The following is a 26,452-nucleotide window of genomic DNA, read 5'->3' as shown; positions in this document are numbered from 1 at the left end:
AAGGAGCGCACCATGGCCGACTCGTCCTTCGACGTCGTGAGCAAGGTCGACCGGCAGGAGGTCGACAACGCCCTCAACCAGGCGGGCAAGGAGCTGTCGCAGCGGTTCGACTTCCGCGGCACCAACGCCAGCATCGCCTGGGCCGGCGAGGACGGCGTGACGCTGCAGGCCGACACCGAGGAGCGGGTGGCCGCGGCGCTGGACGTCTTCAAGGAGAAGCTGGTCAAGCGGGGCATCTCGCTGAAGTCCCTGGACGCCGGCGAGCCGCAGGCCTCGGGCAAGGGCTACAAGCTCGGCGCCCGCATCAAGCAGGGCATCGAGTCCGACACGGCCAAGAGGATCGCGAAGATCATCCGCGACGAGGGCCCGAGGGGCGTGCAGGCGCAGATCCAGGGCGACCAGCTGCGGGTGAGCGGCAAGAAGCGCGACGACCTGCAGGCCGTGCAGCGCCTGCTGCGCGACAAGGACCTCGACGTCGCCCTCCAGTTCGACAACTACCGCTGAGTCCCCTCGGGGCGAGGGTCCTCCCAGGTGTGGCCGAGCCCCCCTCGGGGCGAGGGTCCTCTCAGGTGTGGCCGAGTTCGCGCGCCATGCCCTCCAGGCGCGCGATCCGCTGCGCCATCGGCGGGTGGGTGGTGAACAGCGACGCCATGCCCTGCCCGCGGAACGGATTGGCGATCATCAAGTGGCTCTGGGTCACCAGCCGGTCCTCCTGCGGCAGCGGCCGGGCGGCGGCGCCGCGCTCGATCTTGCGCAGCGCGCTGGCCAGGGCCAGCGGGTCCTGCGACAGCCGGGCGCCGGACGCGTCGGCCTGGTACTCGCGGCTCCGGCTGACCGCCATCTGCACCACGGCCGCGGCGATCGGGCCGAGGACGACGAGCAGGAGGCTGCCCAGCGCGTTGCCGCCGCCGCGGTCCTCCTCGGAGCGGCCGCCGAACAGCGAGGCGAACATCGCCATGTGCGCCAGGTAGGTGATCACCGTCGCCATGGCGCCCGCGACCGAGCTGATGAGGATGTCACGGTTGTAGACGTGCGAGAGCTCGTGGGCCAGCACGCCGCGCAGCTCGCGCCGGTCGAGCAGCTCGAGGATGCCCTGCGTGCAGCAGACCGCGGCGTTGCGCGGGTTGCGCCCCGTGGCGAAGGCGTTGGGCTGGTCGGTCGGGCTGACGTACAGGCGCGGCATCGGCTGGCGGGCCTCGGTGGCCAGCTCGCGGACCATGGCGTACAGCGCGGGAGCCTGGGTCTCGGTCACCGGGAAGGCCCGCATGGCCCGCAGCGCGAGCTTGTCGGAGTTGAAGTAGGCGAAGCCGTTGACCGCGAGGGCGATGAAGACGGCGACGAGGAGGCCCTGCGATCCCCCGATCAGCTGGCCGGCGGCGAGGATGAGGCCGGCCATCAGGCCGAGGAGGACGGCGGTCTTGAGCCCGTTGTTCCAGCGCTGCACGCCTGTCCAACGCCGGCTGCCAGGACGCCGTTCCCCGGGGCCGGGCGCGTCCCCCGAGGGTGGGCGAGCTGTGCACCGCCGCGACGGCACGAGCGACCGGGCCCGCGCCGGAATGACCGGCGGCCCGGACGGGTTGGTGCCGGGGATGCGCCCGGGACCCGTGTGCGGTGGGCCGGGACGGGCAAGGATGGATGGTTCGGGGTGTCCGGTTCCACAGACCGGCCGCGGGCACCCGCACGTAACCTCGGCCGGTGGAGGTTGATCACCCATGACGAGCACCACCCCGTCGACGGCGACCGCCGCGGGCAACGGTCACGGCCCCGCGGAGCTCGCGCCATCCGCACCGGGCGGCCTGGTCAAGAGCGTCGTCGAACTCGATCGCGTGGTCATCCGGCTGGCCGGTGACTCCGGCGACGGCATGCAGCTCACCGGCAACCGCTTCACCAGCGAGACGGCGTCCTTCGGCAACGACCTCTCGACGCTGCCCAACTTCCCCGCCGAGATCCGCGCGCCGACGGGCACGCTGCCCGGCGTCAGCTCGTTCCAGCTGCACTTCGCCGACCACGACATCATGACGCCGGGCGACGCACCCGACGTGCTGGTGGCGATGAACCCGGCCGCCCTCAAGGCCAACATCTCCGATCTCCCCGGCGGCGGTCTGCTCATCGCCGACAGCGACGAGTTCACCCCGCGCAACCTGGCCAAGGTCGGCTACACCGAGAACCCGCTCGAGGACGGCTCGCTCGAGGGGTGGCAGGTGGTCAGCGTGCCGCTCACCTCGCTGACGCTCGACGCCCTGGCCGACTCCGGTCTGGGCAAGAAGGAGGCCGAGCGGAGCAAGAACATGTTCACGCTCGGCCTGCTCTCGTGGATGTACCACCGGCCGACCGAGGGCACGGTCCGCTTCCTCGAGCGGCAGTTCCGCCGCAAGCCGGAGATCGCCGCGGCCAACATCACCGCCTTCCGCGCCGGCTTCAACTACGGCGAGACCACCGAGGCCTTCGCGGTCAGCTACGAGGTCAAGCCCGCCCCGATGGCGCCGGGCCGCTACCGCAACATCTCCGGCAACCAGGCGCTGGCGTTCGGCCTCGTCGCCGCCGGGCAGCGGTCCGGCCTGCCCGTGTTCCTGGGCGCCTACCCGATCACCCCGGCCTCGGACATCCTGCACGAGCTGTCCAAGCACAAGGCCTTCGGCGTGCGCACCTTCCAGGCCGAGGACGAGATCGCCGGGATCGGTGCGGCGCTGGGCGCCGCGTTCGGTGGCGCCCTCGGCGTCACCACGACGTCCGGCCCCGGCATCTCGCTGAAGTCGGAGACCATCGGCCTGGCGGTCATGACCGAGCTACCGCTGGTGGTCGTCGACGTCCAGCGCGGCGGGCCGTCGACCGGCCTGCCGACCAAGACCGAGCAGTCGGACCTGCTGCAGGCCATGTTCGGGCGCAACGGCGAGGCGCCGCTGCCGGTCATCGCCCCGCGCTCCCCCGGCGACTGCTTCGACGCCGCGTTGGAGGCCGCGCGGATCGCGCTGACGTACCGGACGCCGGTCGTGCTGCTCTCCGACGGCTACCTGGCGAACGGCGCCGAGCCGTGGGCCATCCCCGACGTCGACTCGCTGCCCGACCTGCGGGTCGACTTCGCCACCGAGCCCAACGGCGAGGACGGCACCTTCCTCCCCTACCTGCGCGATCCGGAGACCCTGGCCCGCGCCTGGGCCGTGCCCGGCACCGCCGGGCTGCAGCACCGGATCGGCGGGCTCGAGAAGGCTGACAAGACCGGCAACATCTCCTACGACCCGGCCAACCACGACCTCATGACCCGCACCCGGCAGGCCAAGATCGACGGCATCGCCGCCGACATCCCGGCCACCGAGGTCGAGGACCCGGACGGCGACGCCCGGGTGGCTGTCGTCGGCTGGGGCTCCACGTACGGCCCGATCGGCGCCGCCTGCCGGCGCATCCGGCGCTCCGGCCGGTCGATCGCCCAGATCCACCTGCGGCACGTCAACCCGATGCCGGCCGACCTGGGCGACGTCCTGCGCCGCTACGACCGCGTCGTCTGCCCGGAGATGAACATGGGCCAGCTCGCGCTGCTGCTGCGGGCGAAGTACCTCGTCGACGTCGAGAGCCACACGCAGGTGCGCGGCCTGCCCTTCCGCGCGGCGGAGCTCGCCGCCGTGCTGCAGGGCGTCATCGACTCCACCACTCCCACCGCGGCCGCCGTGGCCGCCGCCCCCGGAGGTGCCCGGTGACCACCACCGACCACGTGCACGACCTCGGCATGCCGGCGGCCGATCCGATCTCCGCGGCCATCGCCGCCGGCGGGGACAAGCAGACCGAGCTCAAGGCCAAGGACCTCAAGACCGACCAGGAGGTCCGCTGGTGCCCCGGCTGCGGTGACTACGTCATCCTCAACGCCGTCCAGAGCTTCCTGCCGAGCCTGGGCATCGCCCGCGAGGACATGGTCATCGTGTCCGGCATCGGGTGCTCCTCGCGCTTCCCGTACTACATGAACACCTACGGGATGCACTCGATCCACGGCCGCGCCCCGGCCATCGCCACCGGGCTGGCCGCCGCCCGCCCCGACCTCTCGGTGTGGGTGGTGACCGGCGACGGCGACGCGCTGTCGATCGGCGGCAACCACCTGATCCACACGCTGCGCCGCAACGTGAACCTGACGATCCTGCTGTTCAACAACCGGATCTACGGGCTGACCAAGGGCCAGTACTCGCCGACGTCCGAGGTCGGCAAGGTGACCAAGTCGACCCCGATGGGTTCGCTGGACCACCCGTTCAACCCGGTGTCGCTGGCGCTGGGCGCCGACGCCACCTTCGTGGGCCGGGCGATGGACTCCGACCGCAAGGGGCTCACCGAGGTGCTGCGGCAGGCCGCCGAGCACGAGGGCACGGCGCTGGTGGAGATCTACCAGAACTGCAACATCTTCAACGACGGCGCGTTCGATCTGCTCAAGGACCCGGCCACGGCCGCGCAGTGGACGATCCCGCTGGTGCACGGCGAGCCGCTGGTGTTCGGTCCGGACGGCGCCTCGTGCGTGGTCCGCGACGAGTACGGCGGCCTGCGCGTCGCGGAGACCAACCAGGTCGACCCGGCCGAGGTCGTCGTCCACGACGCGCACCGGACCGATCCGTCGTACGCCTTCGCGCTGTCCCGGCTGTCCAGCCAGGACCTGCGCTACACGGCGATGGGTGTGTTCCGGGCGGTGCAGAAGCCGACCTACGACCGGATGATGGCCGAGCAGCTCGACGACGCCCGCGCCCAGCAGCCCGCCGACCTCGACGCCCTCCTGGCCGGCAGCGACACCTGGGTCGTGGAGGCCTGACGCGGAACATCGTCGTCCTCCGGAGGACACCGCGGCCAGCTGACGCTCCCCCGGTCGCGTCGAGCCGCTCCGTCGCGCCGAGTGGAGACCCTCCGGGCCCACTCGGCGCGACACCCCTCGTCAGCTCGGGGTGACCCTCAGGAGCTGGTCCCGGCCGCCGCCGTTGTCGGTGGTCAGGTAGAGCGCGCCGTCGTTCCCGAGCTGGGGGCTGCGGATGCGGCCGTGGGTGCCGTCGAGCTCCGGCAGCGGGAACTGCTCGACCAGGGCACCGGCCTCGTCGAGCCGGAGCGCGATCACCCGCTCCCCGCGCAGCGCCCCGACGAGCAGCAGCCCGTCGTAGGCGCCCCACTGCGCGCCCTGCAGGAACGTGGCGCCGCTCGGGGCCACCCGCTCGTCGCCCGACGACCACGCGGCCGCGACGGCGCCCGGCAGTTGCGGGTCGGTCATCGGCACGGACTCGTCGTAGACGCCCGCCCCGACCGGGTTCCAGCCGTAGTTGCCGCCCGGCCGCAGCAGGTTGACCTCGTCGTCGCGGTCGGGTCCGTGCTCGACGGAGTACACCTGGTCGGTGCCCGGGCGGACGGCCAGGCCCTGCACGTTGCGGTGCCCGTAGGTCCAGAGCAGGTCGTCGGCGCCGTCGCCGGCTCCGGCGAAGGGGTTGTCCGGCAGCGCCGCGCCGGTGGCCGGGTCGACCCGCAGCACCTTGCCGGCGAGGGTGCCGAGGTCCTGCGGGGTGGTGCCGATCGCGTTGTCGCCCGTGCCCACGTACAGCGAGCCGTCCGGGCCGAACTCGACCCGGCAGCCGCCGTGCCGGCCGGTCCCCGCGTTGACGGGGATGCCTCCCACCAGCGGATCGGCGACCCGCGTGGCCGAGCTCCAGTCGTCGGCCACCGTCCAGGCCACCACCTGCACGGCCGGCGCGCCGGTCGGACCGTCCTGCACGCCCTGGCAGGTGTAGAACCGGCGGTTGCCGTCGAACCCCGGGTCCAGCGCCAGGCCCATCAGGCCGGTCTCCCCCTCGGCGAACAGGTCGCCGAAGTCGGCGGCGACGTCCTGGACGCGCCCGCCGGGCAGGACGGCGGTCAGCCCGCCGGGCCGCTCGTCGAGCAGCAGCGTGCCGTCCGGCGCCTGCGCGACGTCCCAGGGGTGGTCGAGGCCCTCGGCGACCACCTGGACCTGCAGCGCGGGCACGGTGGCCGGTGCGGCCGACGCCGGTGCCGGCGGGCTCCCCGGCGAGGAGGCGGGCGCCGCCTCACCCGCGGCGCCGTCACCCGCGGCGCCCCCGTCGCTCGCGCAGGCGGCCAGCGCAGCGACGAGCGCGGCCGCGGGGACGGCGGTGCGGAGCGCGGCGGGCGGGCGGCGGCCAGATCGCGACGGCGGCATGCCCCCAGCATCCCCGCCGTCCCGGCCGCCGTCGCGGTCAGCTGCTGCGGGTGACCACGTAGTCGCAGAGGGCGGTGAACGCGTCGCGGACGTCGCCGGGCGGCACGGCCTCCAGCCGTGCCTGCGCCCGGTCGGCGTAGGCGCGCAGCACCCCGGTGGCGCGGACGAGCGCGGTCGACGCGCGCAGCAGCGACAGCGCCTCGGCGTGCTCGGCGTCGTCGGTGACCGGCCGGGACACCAGCTCGCGCAGCCGCGCCTCCGCCGGGTCGTCGCCGGCCAGCGCGAACAGCACGGGCAGCGTGGCGATGCCCTCGCGCAGGTCGGTGCCGGGCTCCTTGCCGGAGGAGCCGTCGGCGCTGACGATGTCGAGCAGGTCGTCGGACAGCTGGAAGGCCACGCCGACCTCCTCGCCGAACGCGGTCAGCTCGGCCACCAGCGGCGCGGGCACCCCCGCGAAGGCCGCGCCGAAGCGGGCGGACGTCGCCACGAGCGAGCCGGTCTTGTCGGCGAGCACGTCGAGGTAGTGGGCCACCGGGTCGTCGCCCGGAGCGGCGCCCACGGTCTCCCGGATCTGCCCGGTCACCAGCCGCTCGAAGGTCCGCGCCTGGATGCGCACCGCTTCCGGGCCCAGGTCGGCCAGCAGGTCGGACGCGCGGGCGAACAGCAGGTCGCCGGTCAGGATCGCGACGCTGTTGCTCCACCGGCTGTTGGCGCTGGGCGCCCCCCGCCGCACGGTGGCCTCGTCCATGACGTCGTCGTGGTAGAGCGTGGCCAGGTGGGTGAGCTCGCACACCACGGCGGCGCGGACCACCTCGGGAGCGGCCGGGTCGCCGAGCTGGGCGGCGAGCAGCGCCAGCAGCGGGCGGAACCGCTTGCCGCCCGCGGCCATGAGGTGCCCGGCGGCCTCGCGGACGAACGGGTGGTCGTTGTCGACGGCGGCCGCGAGCGCCGCCTCGACGGCCGCCAGGCCGTCGGCGAGCGCGTCGCCGAGCGCGCCGTCGGGCAGCCACGGCCCGATCGTCGACGCCGGGGTGGAGCCCCGGTGCCAGGCGTCGGGAGGCGTGCTGCCGACTGCGGCGCGGGCTCCGGTCATCAACCGACGAAGATAGCCGCCCGCTGGGCCAGGTCGAGCACCGGCCCGGGCGCGACGCCGAGCACCAGCGTGGCGGTCACGGTCACGGCGAGCGCGATGGTCGTGGGCAGCCCCGGGACGCCGACGGTCGGGCCCTCCTCCGCGGGTGCGGAGAAGTACATGAGCACGATGACCCGGACGTAGAAGAACGCCGCGACCGCGCTGGCCAGCACCGCGACCAGGACCAGCGGCCAGGCGCCGTCCTCGATCGCGGCTCGGAACACGGCGAACTTGCCGGTGAAGCCGCTGGTGAGCGGGATGCCGGCGAGGGCGAGCAGGAAGATGCCCATGATCGCTGCGGTGAGCGGCGAGCGCTGGGCCAGGCCGGCCCACTGCGACAGGTGCGTGGCCTCCCCGTCGCCGTCGCGGACCAGGGTGAGCACCGCGAACGCGCCGAGCGTGGTGAGGCCGTAGGCGAGCAGGTAGAACATCGTCGACGACAGCCCGGAGCCGCCGCCGTCGCTGCCGGCGCCGAGCGCGATGACACCGACGAGCAGGAACCCGGCGTGCGCGATGGAGGAGTAGGCGAGCATCCGCTTGAGGTCGGTCTGGGTGAGCCCGAGGACGGCGCCGACGACCATCGACACGATGGCGATGCCGTAGACCAGCGGCCGCCAGGTCCACTCGCTGGTGCCGAAGGCGACGTAGAGCAGCCGCAGCACGGCGGCGAAGGCGGCGACCTTGGTGCAGGCGGCCATGAACGCGGTGACCGGTGTCGGGGCGCCCTGGTAGACGTCCGGCGTCCAGGTGTGGAACGGGGCGACGCTGGCCTTGAACATCAGTCCGACGACGAGCAGCGCCAGGCCCAGAACCAGCAGCACGTCGGCACCGCCGACGGCGGCGTAGGCGCGGACGTCGGACAACCGGATGCTGCCGGTGGCGCCGTAGACGAGGGCCAGGCCGTAGAGGAAGAAGCCCGACGCGAAGGCGCCGAGGAGGAAGTACTTGACCGCCGCCTCCTGCGACAGCAGCCGCCGTCGCCGCGCCATCCCGCTGATCAGGTACAGCGGAAGGCTGAGCACCTCGAGCGCGACGAACATGATGAGCAGGTCGTTGCTCGCGGCGAACAGCATCATGCCGCCGATGGCGAAGGTGGCCAACGGGTAGACCTCGGTCTGCACCCGCGGTGACATGGCCTGCTCGCGGTCGCGCGGGCTGCCCACCGGGACGGCCGCGGAGGTGACGAACGCCGACCGGGCCGGGTCCAGCGCCCGCTCGGCGAACAGCAGGATCGACAGCGCGCCGAGCCCGGCGATCACGGCCTGCAGGAACAGCGCGGCGCCGTCGACCGCGAGCGCTCCGCCGGCGGTGACCTCGCCGCGGCCGGCCAGCAGCAGGACGCTGACCAGCCCGCCCAGGGTGCCGACGAGGGCGACGGCGAGCTGCACCGGCTGCCGGTTGCCCCGCGGGCCGAACGCCTCGACCAGCACGCCGACGCAGGCGGCGCCGAAGACGAACAGCAGCGGGGCGAGGGCGGCCAGCGAGAGGTCGGGGGCGGTGATGTCGCCCATCAGTCGGTCCCCCCGGTCGGGTCGGTGTCGGGTGCGGTGCCGGCAGGATCGGCGCCGACGTCGGACATGGTCGCGGCGACGGCCGGCTCGATCAGGTCCAGCACGGGCTGCGGGTAGAAGCCGAGCGCGAGGATCAGCGCGATCAGCGGCGTGACGACCGCGAGCTCGCGCCGGTCGAGGTCGCGGACGCGCAGCGACCCGGCGCGCGGGGCGGCCTCGGTCGCGGTGGCGGTCGCCGTCGCCGCGCCGGCCTCCGCAGCCGACGCGGGCACCGTCTCCGACGCGGGCGCCGCCTCGGCCGCGGGCACCGCCTCCGCCGCGGCGTCCTCCCGGTCGGGCGCACCGTGCCCGCCGGTGGTGTCGTCGGCGCCCACCAGGACGCCGCGGGGCGGGCCGTGCATCGTGCGCTGGTACATCAGCAGGATGTAGAGAGCGGCCAGGATGATGCCGACGGTCGCCAGGACGGTGAACACCGGCCGCGTCGGGAACGAGCCGATGAGCACCAGGAACTCGCTGACGAAGCTGTTGGTGCCCGGCAGGGCCAGCGACGCCAGGCCGGCGACGAGGAAGGCGCCGGCCAGCAGCGGTGCCCGGCTCGCGACGCCGCCGTAGTCGGCGATGCGCCGCGACCCGCCCCGGGCGATGAGCATGCCGACGACGAGGAACAGCAGCCCGGTGGCGATGCCGTGGTTGACCATGTACAGCACCGCGCCGGTGGCCGCCTCGGTGCTGAACGCGAAGATGCCCAGCGCGATGAACCCGAAGTGCGAGATCGACGTGTAGGACACCAACCGCTTCATGTCGCTCTGGCCCATGGCCAGCAGCGCGGCGTAGAGGATGCCCGCCACGGCGAGCGCCAGCACCCACGGCGCGAAGTCGCGGGACGCGTCGGGGAACAGCGGCAGGCAGTAGCGCAGGAACCCGAAGGTGCCCACCTTGTCCAGCACGCCGACCAGCAGCACCGCGCCACCGATGGGCGCCTCGGCACCGGAATCGGGCAGCCAGGTGTGGAACGGCACGAGCGGCGCCTTGATGGCGAAGGCGACGAAGAAGCCGAGGAACAGCAGCTTCTGCACACCCGGGTCGATCTCGATCGAGCGCAGGGCGTCGAAGGCGAAGGTGCCCTCGCCGAGGGAGCTGCTGCTGACCACGTACAGGCCGATGACCGCGGCGAGCATCACCAGCCCGCCGACCAGGCTGTACAGGAAGAACTTCACCGCGGCGTACTGCCGGCGCGGCCCGCCGAAGCTGCCGATCAGGAAGTACATCGGGACGAGCATCGCCTCGAAGAAGACGTAGAAGAGGAACACGTCCGTCGCGGCGAAGACCCCGACCATCATCGACTCGAGCAGCAGCAGCCAGGCGAAGAACGTGCGCATCGAGCGCTCGCCGGGGGCGGTGTCGCGCCACGAGGCCAGCACCACCACCGGCACCAGGACGCCGATGAGCAGCAGCATCACCAGGGCGATGCCGTCGACGCCGAGGGCGAAGGAGACCCCGAAGTCGGGGATCCAGGACACCGACGACGTCAGTTGGAAGCGGTCGCCGCCGGGGTCGAAGGCCAGCGCGGCCAGCACGGCGAGCACCAGGACCACCAGGCTGGTGCCCAGGGCCAGCCGCTTGGCGCGCTCGTCGCGACCCTCGGGCGCGCCGGGCAGCGCGGCGGTGACGGCCGCGCCGACCGCGGGCACCGCGATCATGGCGACCAGGTACAGGGACGCACTCACCGTCGGCGCACCTCTCCGTCGGTCCTGGGGAGCAGTTCTCGGTTCACCCGGCGGTCACCGCCAGCAGCGCGCCCGCGACGACGACGGCGCCGCCCAGCATGCCGAGCGCGTAGGTGCGCACGAAGCCGGTCTGCGCGCGGCCGAGCCGGGACGACGACCCGCCGAACGCGGCGGCCAGTCCGTTGACGGCGCCGTCGACACCGCGGTTGTCGACCCACACCAGCGCCCGGGTCAGCCACTGCCCGGGACGCATGAACAGCGACTCGTTGACCGTGTCGGCGTACAGCGCGTTGCGCGCCGCCCGGGTCACCGGCGACACCCGCGCCGGAGCGGTGAGCGGCACCTCGCGGCGGCCGACGAACAGCCAGGCCGCGACCACCCCCGCCGCGGCGACCGCGGTGACCACGGCGGCGACCAGGGCCGGGGCGATCACGTGCTCGGGCTCGGCCGGCTCGCCGAACACCGGCTCCAGCCAGTCGGCCAGCGGGGCGACCGAGACGAGCACGAAGCCCGCGCCGACCGACCCGACCGCCAGCAGGATCATCGGCACGGTCATCACCGGCGGGGACTCGTGCGGGTGCTGGTCGTCGGTCCACCGCGCCTTCCCGGCGAACGTCAGCAGCATGAGCCGGGTCATGTAGAACGCGGTCAGCCCGGCGCCGAGGATCGCCACCCCGCCCAGCACCAGCCCCCAGGTGTCGCCGCGGTCCAGCGCGGCCTCGATGATCGCGTCCTTCGTGAAGTAGCCCGACAGGAACGGGAACCCGATGAGGGCCAGGTAGCCCAGGCCGAAGGTGACGAAGGTGATCGGCACCTTGCGGGCCAGCCCGCCGAAGCGGCGCATGTCGACCTGGTCGCCCATCGCGTGCATCACCGATCCGGCGCCGAGGAACAGGCCGGCCTTGAAGAAGCCGTGGGTGAGCAGGTGGGCCAGCCCCGCGGCGTAACCGACCGGGCCGAGGCCGACGGCCAGGAACATGTAGCCGATCTGGCTGACCGTCGACCAGGCCAGCACCTTCTTGATGTCGTCGTAGGCGCAGCCGGCGATGGCGCCGATCATCAGGGTGAGCGCCCCGACCGCCAGGACGGCGGCCCGCGCCGTCGGCGTCTGGTCGTAGATGGGCGCCGCCCGGGCGATCAGGTAGACCCCGGCGGTGACCATCGTCGCCGCGTGGATCAGCGCGGAGACCGGGGTGGGGCCCTCCATCGCGTCGGGCAGCCAGGACTGCAGCGGGAACTGCCCGGACTTCCCGCAGGCGCCGAGCAGCAGCAGCAGGCCGAGGGCGGTGAGGGTGCCGCCGGCCAGCGCCTCGACCGAGCCGAAGACCCCCTCGAAGGACGTGGTGCCCAGCTGGGCGAACATCACGAAGATCGCCAGCGCCAGGCCGACGTCGCCGACCCGGTTCATGATGAACGCCTTCTTGGCGGCCGTGGCCGCGGCCGGGCGGCGGTACCAGAAGGCGATGAGCAGGTAGGACGCCAGGCCGACGCCCTCCCAGCCGACGTAGAGCGCGACGAAGCTGTCGCCCAGGACGAGCAGCAGCATCGCGGCGACGAAGAGGTTGAGGTAGCCGAAGAACCGGCGGCGTCCCGGGTCGTGCGCCATGTAGCCGACCGAGTAGACGTGGATCAGCGAGCCCACGCCGGTGATCAGCAGCACGAAGGCCAGCGACAGCGGATCGACCAGCAGCCCGGCGCGGACGTCGAGCGATCCGGTGGCGATGAACGTGAACAGCTCCACCGCGGCCGACCGCTCGGGCAGCCCGGCGACGTCGACGGTGATCAGGACCCCGAGCAGGAAGGCCGCGAGGACGGTGGCGCAGCCGAGCAGGTGCCCCCAGCGATCGGCCCGCCGGCCGGCGAGCAGCAGGACGGCGGCGCCGGCCATCGGCAGGGCGATCAGCAGCCAGGCGGCGGCGGCGAGCCCCTCGGCGGGCGCGGCCTCAGCCACGGCGGGTCTCGGGCACGGCGGGGTCGGGCACGGGGGTCTCCGTCACGGGGGTCGTCCAGCGGTCGGCTGGCGGGTCAGTACTTGAGCAGGTTGGCGTCGTCGACCGAGGCCGACCGGCGGGTGCGGTAGATCGACATGATGATCGCCAGACCGACGACCACCTCGGCCGCGGCGACGACCATGACGAAGAACGCCATGACCTGGCCGTCGAGGGTGCCGGTGGCCCGCGCGAAGGTGACCAGCGTCAGGTTCACCGAGTTGAGCATCAGCTCGACGCACATGAACACGACGATCGCGTTGCGCCGGACGAGCACCCCGGCCGCGCCGATGGTGAAGAGGATGGCCGCCAGCACCAGGTACCAGGTGAGCGTCACCGCCGGTCCTCCGCCTGGTCGACCGGGCCGCCGTCGACGCGCTCGGGGTCGAGCGTGCCCAGCGAGGCGTCGGGCTGGCCGAGCTGCGCACGGCCGGTCGGCCGGGGCATCTGCTCGACCGGCTGGGGCTCGATGCCGGTGGCGAAGCTGTCCACCGACGGCCGCCCGTCGGGCAGCAGGGCCGGGGCGGCCACTGAGTTGGCGCGCGCGTACACGCCCGGGCCGGGCAGCGTCGAGGGCCGCTCGGTGAGGAAACGCGCCTTCGACAGCTCCTTCTGCGTCCGGCGGCTGCCGGGCTCGCGCTCGACGTGCGCCAGCACCATCGCGCCGACGGCCGCGGTGATCAGCAGCGCGCTGGTCACCTCGAAGGCCAGCAGGTACCGGGTGAACAGCAGCTCGGCGACCGCCGGGATGTTGCCGTTCTGGCCCTGCACCTCCTCGAGACCGACCACCCCCAGGCCCTCGGTGGCCCGGGCGATGCCCGCACCGACCAGCGCGGCGAAGCCGACGCCGAGCACGGTGGCGGCGACCCGCTGCCCGCGCAGCGACTCGACGACGGAGTCCGACGAGTCGCGGCCGACGAGCATGAGCACGAACAGGAAGAGGATCATGATCGCGCCGGTGTAGACGATCACCTGCACCGCGCCGAGGAAGGGCGCGTCCTGGATGACGTAGAAGACGCCCAGCGACAGCATGGTGAGCACCAGCCACAGCGCCGAGTGGACGGCGTTGCGGCTGAACACCATGCCCAGGGCACCGGCGAGGGCGACCGGGCCGAGGACCCAGAAGGCGACCGTCTCGCCCCCGCCGAGCCGGACGGAGGTGTCCGCCGCGGCGGCGAGCGGGGTCAGGCCCGCGAGCGGGGTCATACCTTCTCCCCCACCACGGGTTCGGCGGGCGAGCCGGCTTCCGGCGTCCGCACGTAGTAGTCCTTCTCGTCGTCCCCGAGCCGCATCGGGTGCGGCGGGGCCTCCATGCCGGGCAGCAGCGGGGCCATCAGCTGCTCCTTGGTGTAGATCAGGTCCCGCCGGTTGTCGTCGGCCAGCTCGAAGTCGTTGCTCATCGTCAGCGAGCGGGTCGGGCAGGCCTCGATGCACAGGCCGCAGAAGATGCAGCGCAGGTAGTTGATCTGGTAGACGCGGCCGTACCGCTCGCCGGGCGACCAGCGCTCGTCCTCGGTGTTGTCCCCGCCCTCGACGTAGATGGCGTCGGCCGGGCAGGCCCAGGCGCACAGCTCGCAGCCGACGCACTTCTCCAGCCCGTCGGGGTGCCGGTTGAGCACGTGCCGGCCGTGGTAGCGCGGCTTGGTCACCTTCGGCTCGAACGGGTACTGCTCGGTGGTCACCTTGCGGAAGATCTGCGCGAAGGTGACGCCGAAGCCCTGCCCGGGCGCGGGGATGACGCTGTCGCGGACGGCCGGGCGGCGGTCGCGGCCGGGAGAGCGCTCGACCTCGCCCCCGGACCGCCGGGCGACCGTCGCGCCCTGGTCGTTGTTATCGGTCATCGCCGTCCTCCTCGGTGGCGGTGGCGGTGCTGCCGCGTCGTCCGGTGGCCACGACGGCGCCGTCCGGCGCCACCGGCTCACGGGCGCGCAGGCGTGGCGAGGGGGGCACCTTCAGGTCCAGCGGCGGGACGGGGAAGCCGCCCTCGGACCGGCTCGGGCCGCCGGTGGGACGGCGGCGCGGCCCGGTCGCGGGCAGCACCTCGGGCTCGGGCTCGGTCGGGTGGTTGGAGCCGGCGGCCGCCTCGAGGGCGGCCAGCCTCGTGGCGCGGTTGGCCGCCCGGCTCACCGCCGCGAGGCCGACCAGGATGACCAGCGCCAGCGGGACGCCGACGAACAGCGCCACCTGACCGGTGGTCAGGTCCGCCTCGCGGGCCACGGTGCGCATGGTGGCGACGGCGATGATCCACACCAGCGCGGTGGGGACGAGCACCTTCCAGCCGAAGCGCATGAACTGGTCGTAGCGCAGCCGGGGCAGGGTGCCGCGCAGCCAGATGAAGACGAACAGCGCGGCGACGACCTTGAGGAAGAACCACAGCAGCGGCCACCAGCCGGAGTTGGCGCCGTCCCAGAGCGACAGCGGCCACGGGGCCCGCCAGCCGCCGAGGAACAGCGTCGCGGCCAGGGCGGAGACGGTGACCATGTTGATGTACTCGGCGAGGAAGAACAGCGCGAACTTCAGCGACGTGTACTCGGTGTGGAACCCGCCGACCAGCTCGCTCTCCGCCTCGGGCAGGTCGAAGGGCGCGCGGTTGGTCTCGCCCACGACGGCGATGGCGTAGATGACGAAGGAGACCGGCAGCAGCACGATGAACCAGCTGGGGCCGGTGAACTCCAGACCGAAGAACGACAGCTGGTTGCCGTCGGCCTGCGCGGCCACGATCTCCGACGTCGAGATCGACCCGGCGTAGAGGAAGACCGCGACGATCGACAGGCCCATCGCGATCTCGTAGCTGACCATCTGCGCGGCGCTGCGCAGCCCCCCGAGCAGCGGGTAGGTCGAGCCGGACGCCCAGCCGGCCAGCACGATGCCGTAGACCCCCATCGCCGACATGGCCAGCACGACGAGCACCCCGATGGGGGCGTCGGTGAGCTGCAGCGGCGTGCGCTGGCCGAAGATGCTGACCGTCGGGCCCAGCGGGATCACCGAGAAGGCCACGAAGGCCGGGATGGCCGAGATCACCGGAGCCAGGAAGTAGACCGGCTTGTCGGCCAGCGCCGGCATGATGTCTTCCTTGAACGCCAGCTTCAGCCCGTCGGCGAGGCTCTGCAGGTAGCCGCGCGGGCCGACCCGGTTGGGGCCGATCCGCTGCTGCATCCGGGCCACGACCTTGCGCTCGAAGACGATGGCGAACAGCGTCATCAGCACCAGCAGGACGAAGACACCGAGGATCTTGATCAGCACGATCCACCAGACGTCGGTGCCGAAGTCCTCCAGCGTGGGCTGGTCGGCCGCCGCGAGCGGCGTCAGCGGTACGGCCGCGGCCAGCAGGTTCATCGCGCCCCTCCCGCGGCGAAGAGCCGGACGACGCCCCCGGGAGCCGTGCCGAGCTGGGTGCGCAGTTCGCAGCCCGGGGACCTCATCGGCAGCCACACCACCCGGCCGGGCATCTCGGTGACCACGACCGGCAGGGTGACCGACCCGGCGCTGCCGGTGACGGTCAGCGGGTCGCCGTCGGCCAGGCCCAGCCGCCGGGCGGCGTCCTTGCCGAGCCGGGCCACCGGAGGCCGGGCGGTGCCGGCCAGCTCGGGCTCGTCGCGCTGCAGGGTGCCGACGTCGAGCAGCTGGCGCCAGGAGGCCAGCAGCGCCTCGTCGTCGCGCAGGTCCGGCGCGCCGTGAGGGGCGACGTCGAGCCCGTCGCGCGGGTAGGGCCGGGCCGCGCCACCGAGCGCGGCGAGCTGGGCCCGCGCCGCCTCCGGGGTGGGCAGGCCCAGGTCGACGTCCATCTCCTCGGCCAGGCCCTGCAGCACGCGGCCGTCGGGGAGCTGGCCGGTGCCGTGGAGGGTGGCGTCGAAGGTGCGGACCCGGCCCTCCCAGTCGAGGTAGCTGCCCGCCTTCTCGGGTGCGGCGGCGACCGGCAGCACGACGTCGGCGTGCGCGGTCACCGCGCTGGGCAGCATCTCCAGGCTCACGACGAACCCAGCGGCGGCGAGGGCCTGCTCGGCCAGCCGCGGGTCGGGCAGGTCGGCCGGGTCGACCCCGCCGACGAGCAGACCGCCCAGCTGCCCGTCGCGGACGGCGGCGAGGATGCCGGTGGTGTCGCGGCCCGGGGTCGCCGGCACGGCGTCGAGCGGCACACCCCAGCGCTGCGCCACCTCGGCGCGGTCGCCGGCGTCGGTGACGCTGCGCCCGCCGGGCAGCAGGCCCGGCAGCGCGCCGGCCTCCACCGCCCCGCGCTCCCCCGCCCGGCGCGGCACCCAGGCCACCCGGGCACCGGTCGCGTCGGCGAGGGCGACCAGCGCGGAGAAGGCGCCGGGCGCCTCGGCCAGCCGCTCGCCGGCCAGGACGACGGCGCCCGGCTGCCGCAGCGCCTCGACCGCCGGGCCGCCCCAGCTGCCCTCGGCCAGGGCGCGCAGCGAGCGGCCCTCCTCGCCGGGCAGCGTGGTCAGCACGGTCGCACGGAGCTTCTCCGCGGCCCGCGTGGCGAAGGGCGCCAGGTCGAAGACCGGCAGGCGCCGGCTGCGGACGGCGCGCCGCAGGCGGAGGAAGACGATCGGCGACTCCTCCTCCGGCTCGAAGCCGGCCAGCAGCACCGCGGGGGCGGCGGCCAGCTCCTCGTAGGTGACGCCGCCGCGGCCGGGGCCGGTGCCGGCCACCAGCGCGCCGAGGAAGGCCAGCTCCTCGGCCGAGTGGGCGCGGGCGCGGGCGTCGACGTCGTTGGTGCCGAGGGCGACCCGGGCGAAGGTGGCGTAGGCGTAGGCGTCCTCGACCGTCAGCCGCCCGCCGGGCAGCACGCCGACCCCGCCGGCGGCCCTCGCGGCCCGCAGCCCCTCGGCCGCCGCCGCCCAGGCCTCCGGCCAAGACGCCGGCCGGAGCACCCCGTCCCGGCGGACCAGCGGGGTGGTGAGGCGCTCGGTGGCCGTGGCGTAGCGGAACGCCCAGCGGCCCTTGTCGCAGTTCCACTCCTCGTTGACCGCCGGGTCCTCGCCGGCCAGCCGGCGCAGGACCTTGCCGCGCCGGTAGTCGGTGCGCTGCGCGCAGCCGGAGGCGCAGTGCTCGCAGACGCTGGCCTCGCTGCGCAGGTCGAACGGGCGCGACCGGAACCGGTACTGGGCGCTGGTCAGCGCGCCGACCGGGCAGATCTGGGTGGTGTTGCCCGAGAAGTAGGACTCGAACGGCTCGTCCTCGTAGATCGCCACCTGCTCCAGCGCGCCCCGCTCGAACAGCTCGATGAACGGGTCACCGGCGATCTGCGAGGAGAAGCGGGTGCACCGGGCGCACAGCACGCAGCGCTCGCGGTCGAGCAGCACCTGGCTGGAGATGGGCAGCGGCTTGGGGTAGGTCCGCTTGACGTCGACGAAGCGGCTCTCGGCCCGGCCGTTGCTCATCGCCTGGTTCTGCAGCGGGCACTCGCCGCCCTTGTCGCAGACCGGGCAGTCCAGCGGGTGGTTGATCAGCAGCAGCTCCATGGTGCCCTGCTGCGCCTTGTCGGCGACCGGGCTGGTGAGCTGCGTCTTCACCGCCATGCCCTCGGTGACCGGCATGGTGCAGGAGGCCACCGGCTTGCGCTGGCCCTCCACCTCCACCAGGCACTGGCGGCAGGCGCCGACCGGCTCGAGCAGCGGGTGGTCGCAGAACCGCGGGATCTGGATGCCGACCATCTCGGCGGCCCGGATGATCAGCGTCCCCTTGGGCACGGCGACGTCGAAGCCGTCGACGGTGCAGTGCACGGCGTCCGGTGGGGTGTGCGGCCCCGGGACGCCGGGCGGCAGCGCCGGCGCGGGGACCGGCGTCGTGGGGCCGGTCGCGGGCGGGACGCTCATCAGGCGGCACCGACCTTCACCGGCTCGATGGGCAGGGAGCGGCCCAGGCGGGCCCGTTCCTCGGGGGGCAGCAGGGCCACGTAGTCGTCCTTGAAGTACTTCAGGGAGCTGGAGATGCAGCTGGTCGCGCCGTCGCCGAGGGCGCAGAACGACCGGCCGAGGATGTTGTCGCAGGTGTCGAGCAGGGTGTCGAGGTCGCGGGCGGTGCCCTCGCCGTGCACCAGCCGCTCGAGGATCTGGACCAGCCAAAAGGTGCCCTCGCGGCACGGGGTGCACTTGCCGCAGCTCTCGTGCGCGTAGAACTCGGTGAACCGCAGGGTGGCCTCGACGATCGAGTCGGTCTCGTCGAAGACCATCAGCGCGGTCGTGCCGAGCATGGAGCCCGCGGCGGCGACCGAGTCGAAGTCCAGCGGGACGTCGAGGTGCTCGGCGGTGAAGTAGGGCGTCGACGACCCGCCCGGCGTCCAGAACTTGAGCTCGTGGCCGGGGCGGATGCCGCCGGCCATGTCGATCAGCTCGCGCATCGTCGTGCCCATCGGGCACTCGTACTGGCCGGGCCGGACGACGCGGCCGGAGATCGAGTAGATCTTGGGACCCGGGCTCTTCTCCGGCCCGAACTCCTTGAACCAGTCGGCGCCGCCCCGGACGACGAACGGGACGCTGGCCAGCGTCTCCACGTTGTTGATCACGGTGGGCGCCCCGTAGAGGCCGGCGACCGCGGGGAACGGCGGCTTGAGCCGCGGCTGGCCCCGGTACCCCTCCAGCGAGTCGAGCAGGGCGGTCTCCTCGCCGCAGATGTAGGCACCCGCGCCGGCGTGGACGACCAGCTCCAGGTCGTAGCCCGAGCCGAGGACGTCGCGGCCCAGGTAGCCGGCCGCGTAGGCCTCCTCGACCGCGGACACCAGCCGGCGGTGGGCGTGGACGGCCTCGCCCCGGACGTAGATGACGGCGAAGTGCGACCGGATGGCGTACGCGGAGATGATCACGCCCTCCACCAGCGAGTGCGGGTCGGCCATCATCAGCGGGACGTCCTTGCAGGTGCCCGGCTCGCCCTCGTCGGCGTTGACCACGAGGTACTTGGGCAGCGCCGCGGGGCCGGTGGGCGTCTCCCCCGGCTTCGGCTGCGGGATGAAGCTCCACTTCATGCCGGTCGGGAAGCCGGCTCCGCCACGACCGCGCAGGCCGGAGTCCTTGACCAGGGTGACCAGCTCGTCGGGCTGCATGCGCAGCGCCCGGCGCAGCGCGACGTAGCCGTCGAGCCGCTCGTAGGTGGCCAGCCGCCACGACTGCTCGGCGCCCCACCGCGAGGTGAGCACGGGGGTGAGGGGCATGTCAGCGCTCCCGCTCGATCGAGGTTCCCTGCCCGGCCTGGCCGGGCGTCTTCGTGGCCGGGGTCTCCGTGCCTTCTCCTCGACGAGGTCCCTCGCCGGGGTCGCGGCGGCCGTACTCGGTGCCGCGGTCGGGGTGTGCCTCGGCGGCGCCTGCCTTCTCCGCGGGGGTGTCGGCCGCGGCGACGCGGGCGTCAGCGGCCTCCTCCTCCGGTGTCTGGCCGGTGCGGCCCGTCGGCCGCACCGTCTCGCGCGGCTCGCCGCGGTCCGCCGGCTCGGGCTCCCGGCGGCGGGGCAGCGGCGGCGCCGCCTCGCCGCGCTCGGCGGCCAGCCGGACGCCGCGCAGGGTGGGCTCGTCCTGCATGGGCGCGTCGACCGCGGCCCGCGCGGCGGCCCGGTCGGGGTGCTGGGTGAAGCCGGCCAGCTGCCGGGAGATGCCGCGGAAGTCGGTCAGCGGCGCGCCCCGGGTGGGGTCCGGCTTCTCCCCGCGGCGGAGCGCGGCGACCAGCTCGCGGGCGCTGTCGACGTCCTGCTGGTCGTAGAACTCGTAGTCGACGGTGACCACCGGGGCGTAGTCGCAGGCCGCGAGGCACTCGGCGTGCTCGAGGGTGAGCGAGCCGTCGTCGGTCGTCTCGTCGTGACCGACGCCGAGGTCGGCCGCCAGCGCGTCGAAGATGCGCTGCCCGCCGAGCACGTTGCAGAGGGTGTTCGTGCACACGCTGACCAGGTGCCGGCCGGTCGGGCGACGCTTGTACATCGTGTAGAAGGTCGCCACCGCACCGACCTCGGCCTTGGTCAGGCCGAGCTCCTCCGCGCACAGCGCGACGCCCTCGGGGGAGACGTAGCCCTGGACCGACTGCACCAGGTGCAGCATCGGCAGCAGCGCCGAGCGCGGCTCGGGGTAGCGGGCCATGATCTGGCGCGCTTCCTCGCGGGTGGTCTCCGTCAGCGGCGGCAGCTCGGCCAGGGTCCCCGGGCGCGAGTCGACCGGGGTCGAGTCCAGCCCGGTGGTCGCCGTCCCCTCGGGGCTGCCGGGCAGCGCGGTCATCGGTCGCAGCCCCCCATCACGGGGTCGAGCGAGGCGATCGCGGCGATGACGTCGGCGAGCATGCCGCCCTCGCTCATCGCCGCGGTCGCCTGCAGGTTGACGAAGCTGGGTTCGCGGACGTGCACCCGCCACGGGCGGGTGCCGCCGTCGCTGACCACGTGGTAGCCGAGCTCGCCGCGGGGCGACTCGATCGGCACGTACACCTGGCCGGCCGGCACCCGGAAGCCCTCGGTGACCAGCTTGAAGTGGTGGATCAGGGCCTCCATCGACTGGCCCATGATGTGCCGCACGTGGTCGAGGGAGTTGCCCATGCCGTCGGAGCCGAGCGACAGCTGCGCCGGCCAGGCGATCTTCTTGTCCTCGACCATCACCGGGCCGGGCTCGAGGCGGTCGAGCGCCTGCTCGATGATCCGCAGCGACTCGTTCACCTCGGCCATGCGGACCAGGTAGCGACCCCAGGCGTCGCAGGTGTCGGCGGTCGGCACCTCGAAGTCGTAGGTCTCGTAGCCGAGGTAGGGCTCGACCTTGCGCAGGTCCCACGGCAGGCCCGTGGCCCGCAGCACCGGCCCGGTGACACCCATCGCCACGCAGCCGGTCAGGTCGAGGTAGCCGACGTCCTTGAGCCGCCGCTGCCAGATCGGCTGGCCGGTGAGCAGCCGGTGGAAGTCGGCCACCCGGGCCGGCATGATCCGCAGCCACTCGCGGATCGACCCCTCGGCGCCCTCCGGCAGGTCCTGGGCGAGCCCGCCGGGACGGATGTAGGCGTGGTTCATCCGCAGGCCGGTGATCTCCTCGAGCAGGTCGAGCACCATCTCCCGCTCGCGGAAGCCGTTGGTCATGCCGGTGAGGGCGCCCATCTCCATGCCGAACGTGGCCAGCGCGACCAGGTGCGAGGCGATCCGGTTGAGCTCCATGACCAGCACGCGGATCGTCTGCGCACGCTGCGGCGCCTGGATGCCCAGCAGCTTCTCGACGGCCAGGCAGTAGGCGGCCTCGTTGTACAGCGGGGACAGGTAGTCCATCCGCGTCACGAAGGTCGTGCCCTGCGTCCAGGTGCGGTACTCGGTGTTCTTCTCGATGCCCGTGTGCAGGTAGCCGATGACCACCCGCGCCTTGGTGACGGTCTCGCCCTCCAGGTCGAGCACCAGCCGGAGCACCCCGTGGGTCGAAGGGTGCTGCGGGCCCATGTTGACGACGAGCCGCTCCTCGCCGGTGACGTCGGCGCCGAGCGTGGTGTCCCAGTCGTTGCCGGTGACGGTGTAGATGCGGCCCTCGGTGGTCTCCCGGGAGCCGGCATACGGGTCGGCGGGGTCGTAGGACGTCGTGGTCATCGGTAGCTCCGGCGGGTGTCCGGGGGCGGGATGGTCGCGTCGTGGTACTCGACCGGGACGCCGCCGAGCGGGTAGTCCTTGCGCTGGGGGAAGCCGTCCCAGTCGTCGGGCATGAGGATCCGGGTGAGCGACGGGTGGCCGTCGAAGACGACGCCGAACATGTCGTAGGTCTCCCGCTCGTGCCAGTCGGCCGTCGGGTAGACGCCGACGACCGACGGGACGTGCGGGTCCTCGGCGGTGACCGCGACCTCCAGCCGGATGCGGCGGCGGTAGGTCATCGAGGTCAGGTGGTAGACGACGTGCAGCCGCGGGCGGCCGGGCGCGGCTGCCGGGCCACCGCTGTCGAGGTAGTCGACGCCGGAGAGACTGCTGCACAGCTCGAAGCGCAGCGCCTCGTCGTCGCGGAGGGCCCGGACCAGGGTGAGCAGGTGTTCGCGGACGACGAAGTAGGTGATCTCGCCCCGGTCGACGAGCACCCGCTGCACCGCAGCGGCGTAGGTCTGCTCGCCGACCGCGTCGACCAGGGCGTCGGTGACCTCGTCGAAGTAGCCGCCGTAGGGCCGCTCGGTCGAGTGCAGGGCCACGGCGCCGCCCGGCTCGACCCGCACCAGCCCGCCGAAGCCGGAGGTGTCGCCGCTGCCGGTGACGCCGAACGCGCCCTTGCGGAAGCCGCCGCTCGGTGCGGTCGCGCCCTCCGAGGCCTCGGTGCGTCCGCTGCGGTCACCCGGACCGGTCATCGGGCGACCCGACCCAGCTGCTCGGGCAGGACGACGTTGCCGTCGCGCTGCTCGATGGCGAACTGACCGGTCCGGCCCTGGGCGGCGGCCTCCTCGTAGGCACGGCGCAGGTTCTTGTCGGCGCGCACCGTGGAGGGCATCTCGACCAGCAGGTCGCGTGTGCGGCCCTCCTGCCGGGCCTGCTCCAGGTGGCGGGCGCGCCGGTCACCGAGGGGCTCGTTCATGATCTTGTGGTGCAGCTTGAGGATGGCGTCCATCAACATCTCCGGCCGCGGCGGGCAGCCGGGCAGGTACATGTCGACGGGCACGATGTGGTCGACGCCCTGCACGACTGCGTAGTTGTTGAACATGCCGCCGGAGCTGGCGCACACGCCCATCGACAGCACCCAGCGCGGCTCGGGCATCTGGTCGTAGATCTGCCGGAGCACCGGGGCCATCTTCTGGCTGACCCGGCCGGCCACGATCATGAGGTCGGCCTGCCGCGGCGAGGCGCGGAAGACCTCCATGCCGAAGCGGGCCAGGTCGTAGCGCCCCGCCCCGGTCGCCATCATCTCGATGGCGCAGCAGGCCAGGCCGAACGTGGCCGGCCACAGCGACGACTTCCGCGTCCAGTTGACCACCTTCTCCACGGTGGTCAGCAGCACGCCGCTGGGCAGCTTCTCCTCGAGTCCCATCGCCTGCGCCCTCTCAGTCCCACTCGAGCCCGCCGCGCCGCCAGACGTAGGCGTACGCGATGAACACCGTGCCGATGAAGACGACCATCTCGATCAACCCGAAGACGCCGAGCGCGTCGTTGGCCACGGCCCACGGGTAGAGGAAGACGATCTCGATGTCGAAGACGATGAAGAGCATCGCCGTCAGGTAGTACTTGACCGGGAAGCGGCCGCCGGTCAGCGGCTGGTCGACCGGCTCGATGCCGCACTCGTAGGCGGCCAGCTTGGCCCGGTTGTGACGGCGCGGTCCGACGAACGGCGCGACGGCCACCGAGAAGACGGCGAAGGCCGCGGCCAGCGCGAACAGCCCGAGGATCGGGACGTACATCGAGAACATCAGCGGCACCCTACGGTGAGTCCGATCACGTTCCGCGCAACGGCCAGGCGTGCACGCAGCGTGTCGACATGCGTCTTCGTTGTGATGTGCAGCACGGTCACACCGCCGGAACCAGGCGGGTGATCGCGGCGATGGCGCGGTCGACGCCGTCGCCGTCCCGGCCGTCGGTGAGGTTGCCCATCAGCCGCAGTGCCACGGCGACGAGCACCGGGCGGGGCAGCCCGTGGGCGGTCGTGAACCGGACGACGTCCGGCCGGCTCAGCAGGGCGAGGAAACCGATGCCCAGCCGGTGGTGGCGCCCGTACTCGGCCCGCAGCCGTGCGGGATAGCGGCGCAGCTCGGCCTCGCGCGCCGGCCCCTCCGGCGCGGCCAGGGCCCGGGCGGCCGTCTCGGCCGCCATCCGTCCGGTCTCCATCGCGTAGCTGATCCCCTCGCCGTTGAAAGGGTTGACCGCCCCGACGGCGTCACCGGCCAGCAGCAGCCCACGGCCGTACGCCGGCGCCCGGTGCAGCGCCATGGGCAGGCCCGCGCCGCGCAGCGGGGAGACCGCGTGGTCGTCGTCGAGCTGCCACTCCGGCGGCAGGGTCGCCAGCCATTTGCGCAGCACGGCCCGCTGGTCGCCCCGGCCGCGACGGGAGTCGAGCAGGCCGTACCCGACGTTCGCCGTCCCGTCGCCCAGGCCGAAGATCCAGCCGTAACCGGGCATCGACTCGGCGCTGGGGCCGCCGGGTGCGAGGTCGAAGGAGATGTCGAGGTAGTCGTCGTGGGTCCGCGGAGTGCGCACGTACCGGCGGACGGCGACGCCGAGGGGGCGGTCCTCGCGGCGATGGAGGCCGAGCGCCTTGGCCAGCCGACCGGAGCAGCCCTCGGCGGAGACGACGAGCCGCGCGCGCCAGGTCAGCGGCTCGCCGTCCGGGCCCTCGCCCCGGACGCCGGCGACCCGCCCCGCGTCGTCGAGCAGCGGGCCGGTGACGGTGACCCCGGTGTGCAGCCGGGTGCCGGCGGCCTGCGCATGGGCGGCGAGCAGCGCATCGAGGTCACGGCGGGTGCGGACGAGACCGAAGTCGGGCCAGCGGCGCAGCTGCGGCCAGTCGACCTCGACCACCCGGCCGCCGCCGCGCACGCGCAGCCCGCGGTGGCGGACCCAGCCGGCAGCCGGCGAGGTGTCGACCCCCATGTCGTCGAGTGCCTTGACCCCGCGCGGGGTCAGCCCGTCACCGCACACCTTGTCGCGGGGGAAGCGGGCCTTCTCGAGGAGGGCGACGTCGAGCCCCGAGCGGGCCAGGTGCCAGGCGGCGCTCGACCCGGCGGGGCCGGCGCCGACGACGACGACGTCACTGGTCCGGTCACCCGGTGACGGCAGCGGGACCGGTGACGGCAGCGCGACGGACGACGGCAGCGCGACGGGCGACGGCAGCGCGACGGACGACGGCAGCGCGACGGGCGACGGCAGCGCGACGGACGACGGCAGCGCGACGGACGACGGCAGCGCGACCGGCGACGGACCCTGCGGTGTCGCGGTGCCGGCCATCGCCGCGCCCTCCTCCCCGGAACTCGTGGCGCCGTGCTTGTGAAATGCTTCACAAAGTGTCCGGTCACGAGCCTACGCGCGGGTGTGAGGAGGGGAACAGCGACCCCGGTGACGGAAGGGTCACGATCGGCCGGGACCTGGCCGCTCGTCTCGCGCAGGTCGTGTCGTGCCGGTCGCTCAGGAGGCGGCCGGGCGGGCACCGCGGAGAGCCGCGACGACCTCGTCGTCGGACGTCTCGCCGAAGTCGTCGTAGGCCTGGCCGACGGCGCGGAAGCTGCGCGGCGCCTCGAGGCACAGGATCCGGTCGACCTCCGGCTCCAGCTCGCCGCAGACCCGCGGCGACCCGACCGGCACGGCGACGGTGAGCGAGGCGGGCCCCTGCCGGCGGACCGCCGCGACGGCGGCCCGCATCGTCGAGCCGGTGGCCAGGCCGTCGTCCACGAGGACCACGGCACGCCCGGCGACGTCGAGCGGTGGCCGGCCGCCGCGATAGGCCTCCTCGCGCCGTCGCAGCTCGACGAGCTCGTCGTCGCGGACGGCCGCGAAGGTGTCGTACGCGATCCGCACGCGGGAGAGGACCGCCTCGGTCTCCACCGTCTCCACCGTGTCGCCCACGGCGGCGATCGCCCCCATGGCCAGTTCTGGTTGCCAGGGCAGGCCGAGCTTGCGGACGACGAGCACGTCGAGCGGCGCGTCGAGGGCGTCGGCCACCTCCGCGGCCACCACGACGCCGCCGCGTGGCAGGCCCAGGACGACGATCGGTCCCGGCGGCGGTGGGGTCAGTGCCCGGGCGAGGAGGCGCCCGGCCTCGCGGCGGTCGGCGAAGCGCTTGGCGGACACGGCAGATCTCCTGGACCGGGAGGGGACGACGTCAGGCGGGCGGCAGTCCGGGGTCCGGTGGCGGGGAGACCGGCTCGGGGACGGGTCCCGGCGGCGGGACCGGCGGCGGCGCCGGTTCGGTCGGGGACGGCGTCGGGTCGGTGGGGAACGGCGTGGGCGACGGTGGCTGCGGCGTCGGCGGCGGTGACGTCATGCACCGACGCTAGTCCGCTGTGGATCTTCGGGCAGCAGGTCCGGACCCCGC

The 26,452-nt window shown here is 73.5% G+C and carries 21 protein-coding genes and 1 pseudogene; 3 read left to right on the top strand and 19 right to left on the bottom strand.

Translation table 11 applies throughout. The annotated features are described in order from the left end of the window. Nucleotides 1-12: 12 nt before the first annotated feature. On the top strand, nucleotides 13-504 hold the full coding sequence (locus tag OF117_RS13890) for a YajQ family cyclic di-GMP-binding protein (RefSeq protein ID WP_263553438.1): 492 nt from the start codon (nucleotides 13-15) through the stop codon (nucleotides 502-504). A gap of 61 nt (nucleotides 505-565) precedes the next feature. Here OF117_RS13890 and htpX read toward each other — a convergent pair whose 3' ends face one another. Continuing rightward, nucleotides 566-1,444, bottom strand: a complete 879-nt coding sequence (gene htpX / locus OF117_RS13885; protein ID WP_263553437.1) for a zinc metalloprotease HtpX — start codon at nucleotides 1,442-1,444, stop codon at nucleotides 566-568. Nucleotides 1,445-1,712: 268 nt separating this feature from the next. Between htpX and OF117_RS13880 the strand changes: the two genes are divergently transcribed. After that, on the top strand, nucleotides 1,713-3,692 hold the full coding sequence (locus OF117_RS13880; RefSeq protein ID WP_263553436.1) for a 2-oxoacid:acceptor oxidoreductase subunit alpha: 1,980 nt from the start codon (nucleotides 1,713-1,715) through the stop codon (nucleotides 3,690-3,692). Continuing rightward, nucleotides 3,689-4,780: a 2-oxoacid:ferredoxin oxidoreductase subunit beta gene (locus tag OF117_RS13875; protein WP_263553435.1), complete on the top strand. Its 1,092-nt coding sequence runs from the start codon at nucleotides 3,689-3,691 to the stop codon at nucleotides 4,778-4,780. Before OF117_RS13880 ends, OF117_RS13875 begins: the two co-directional genes overlap by 4 nt. A 120-nt stretch (nucleotides 4,781-4,900) precedes the next feature. Here OF117_RS13875 and OF117_RS13870 read toward each other — a convergent pair whose 3' ends face one another. From OF117_RS13870 to OF117_RS13785, 18 genes and pseudogenes are all read right to left on the bottom strand, one after another. Beyond that, on the bottom strand, nucleotides 4,901-6,163 hold the full coding sequence (locus tag OF117_RS13870; protein WP_263553434.1) for a PQQ-dependent sugar dehydrogenase: 1,263 nt from the start codon (nucleotides 6,161-6,163) through the stop codon (nucleotides 4,901-4,903). A 37-nt stretch (nucleotides 6,164-6,200) separates the two neighbouring features. Continuing rightward, the gene (locus tag OF117_RS13865) at nucleotides 6,201-7,256 is read right to left on the bottom strand and encodes a polyprenyl synthetase family protein (protein WP_263553433.1); all 1,056 of its coding nucleotides are present in this window, start codon (nucleotides 7,254-7,256) and stop codon (nucleotides 6,201-6,203) included. Then, nucleotides 7,256-8,806, bottom strand: coding sequence for an NADH-quinone oxidoreductase subunit NuoN (gene nuoN, locus OF117_RS13860; RefSeq protein WP_263553432.1), 1,551 nt, complete (start codon nucleotides 8,804-8,806; stop codon nucleotides 7,256-7,258). The genes OF117_RS13865 and nuoN overlap by 1 nt, the downstream gene beginning before the upstream one ends. Further along, the gene (locus tag OF117_RS13855; RefSeq protein WP_263553431.1) at nucleotides 8,806-10,533 is read right to left on the bottom strand and encodes an NADH-quinone oxidoreductase subunit M; all 1,728 of its coding nucleotides are present in this window, start codon (nucleotides 10,531-10,533) and stop codon (nucleotides 8,806-8,808) included. Before OF117_RS13855 ends, nuoN begins: the two co-directional genes overlap by 1 nt. Nucleotides 10,534-10,576: 43 nt before the next feature. After that, a complete protein-coding gene (nuoL, locus tag OF117_RS13850) occupies nucleotides 10,577-12,484 on the bottom strand; it encodes an NADH-quinone oxidoreductase subunit L (RefSeq protein WP_263553430.1) in 1,908 nt (635 codons plus the stop codon). Nucleotides 12,485-12,558: 74 nt separating this feature from the next. Next, the gene (nuoK, locus tag OF117_RS13845) at nucleotides 12,559-12,858 is read right to left on the bottom strand and encodes an NADH-quinone oxidoreductase subunit NuoK (protein ID WP_263553429.1); all 300 of its coding nucleotides are present in this window, start codon (nucleotides 12,856-12,858) and stop codon (nucleotides 12,559-12,561) included. Next, nucleotides 12,855-13,727, bottom strand: coding sequence for an NADH-quinone oxidoreductase subunit J (locus OF117_RS13840; protein WP_263553428.1), 873 nt, complete (start codon nucleotides 13,725-13,727; stop codon nucleotides 12,855-12,857). The genes nuoK and OF117_RS13840 overlap by 4 nt, the downstream gene beginning before the upstream one ends. After that, nucleotides 13,724-14,362 carry an NADH-quinone oxidoreductase subunit NuoI gene (gene nuoI, locus OF117_RS13835; protein WP_263553427.1) on the bottom strand — a complete coding sequence of 213 codons (639 nt, stop codon included), beginning with the start codon at nucleotides 14,360-14,362 and terminating at the stop codon, nucleotides 13,724-13,726. Before nuoI ends, OF117_RS13840 begins: the two co-directional genes overlap by 4 nt. Next, on the bottom strand, nucleotides 14,352-15,857 hold the full coding sequence (gene nuoH / locus OF117_RS13830) for an NADH-quinone oxidoreductase subunit NuoH (protein ID WP_263553426.1): 1,506 nt from the start codon (nucleotides 15,855-15,857) through the stop codon (nucleotides 14,352-14,354). The genes nuoI and nuoH overlap by 11 nt, the downstream gene beginning before the upstream one ends. Next, the gene (locus tag OF117_RS13825; RefSeq protein ID WP_263553425.1) at nucleotides 15,854-18,343 is read right to left on the bottom strand and encodes an NADH-quinone oxidoreductase subunit G; all 2,490 of its coding nucleotides are present in this window, start codon (nucleotides 18,341-18,343) and stop codon (nucleotides 15,854-15,856) included. Before OF117_RS13825 ends, nuoH begins: the two co-directional genes overlap by 4 nt. Then, entirely contained in the window at nucleotides 18,343-19,674 is a 1,332-nt protein-coding gene (nuoF, locus tag OF117_RS13820; protein WP_263553424.1) for an NADH-quinone oxidoreductase subunit NuoF, read from the bottom strand. Before nuoF ends, OF117_RS13825 begins: the two co-directional genes overlap by 1 nt. 1 nt (nucleotide 19,675) lies before the next feature. After that, nucleotides 19,676-20,719 (bottom strand): NADH-quinone oxidoreductase subunit NuoE, encoded by a 1,044-nt coding sequence (nuoE, locus tag OF117_RS13815; protein WP_263553423.1) that lies wholly within the window; start codon nucleotides 20,717-20,719, stop codon nucleotides 19,676-19,678. After that, a complete protein-coding gene (locus OF117_RS13810; RefSeq protein WP_263553422.1) occupies nucleotides 20,716-22,050 on the bottom strand; it encodes an NADH-quinone oxidoreductase subunit D in 1,335 nt (444 codons plus the stop codon). Before OF117_RS13810 ends, nuoE begins: the two co-directional genes overlap by 4 nt. Continuing rightward, nucleotides 22,047-22,787, bottom strand: a complete 741-nt coding sequence (locus tag OF117_RS13805) for an NADH-quinone oxidoreductase subunit C (protein ID WP_263553421.1) — start codon at nucleotides 22,785-22,787, stop codon at nucleotides 22,047-22,049. Before OF117_RS13805 ends, OF117_RS13810 begins: the two co-directional genes overlap by 4 nt. A gap of 176 nt (nucleotides 22,788-22,963) precedes the next feature. Next, nucleotides 22,964-23,461 (bottom strand): annotated as a pseudogene (locus OF117_RS13800) (NuoB/complex I 20 kDa subunit family protein); the annotation flags it as partial. A 13-nt stretch (nucleotides 23,462-23,474) separates the two neighbouring features. Continuing rightward, a complete protein-coding gene (locus OF117_RS13795) occupies nucleotides 23,475-23,837 on the bottom strand; it encodes an NADH-quinone oxidoreductase subunit A (protein ID WP_263553420.1) in 363 nt (120 codons plus the stop codon). A 97-nt stretch (nucleotides 23,838-23,934) separates the two neighbouring features. Next, complete coding sequence (locus OF117_RS13790) at nucleotides 23,935-25,368, bottom strand: geranylgeranyl reductase family protein (protein WP_263553419.1); 1,434 nt, start codon at nucleotides 25,366-25,368, stop codon at nucleotides 23,935-23,937. A gap of 177 nt (nucleotides 25,369-25,545) precedes the next feature. Continuing rightward, entirely contained in the window at nucleotides 25,546-26,208 is a 663-nt protein-coding gene (locus OF117_RS13785) for a phosphoribosyltransferase (protein ID WP_263553418.1), read from the bottom strand. Between the last annotated feature and the right edge of the window lie 244 nt (nucleotides 26,209-26,452).

Source organism: Geodermatophilus sp. YIM 151500 (assembly GCF_025716945.1).
In the GTDB taxonomy this organism is placed as follows: domain Bacteria; phylum Actinomycetota; class Actinomycetes; order Mycobacteriales; family Geodermatophilaceae; genus YIM-151500.
Note: the sequence above shows the minus strand (reverse complement) of the source record. Positions and strands in the feature narration are given on the sequence as shown.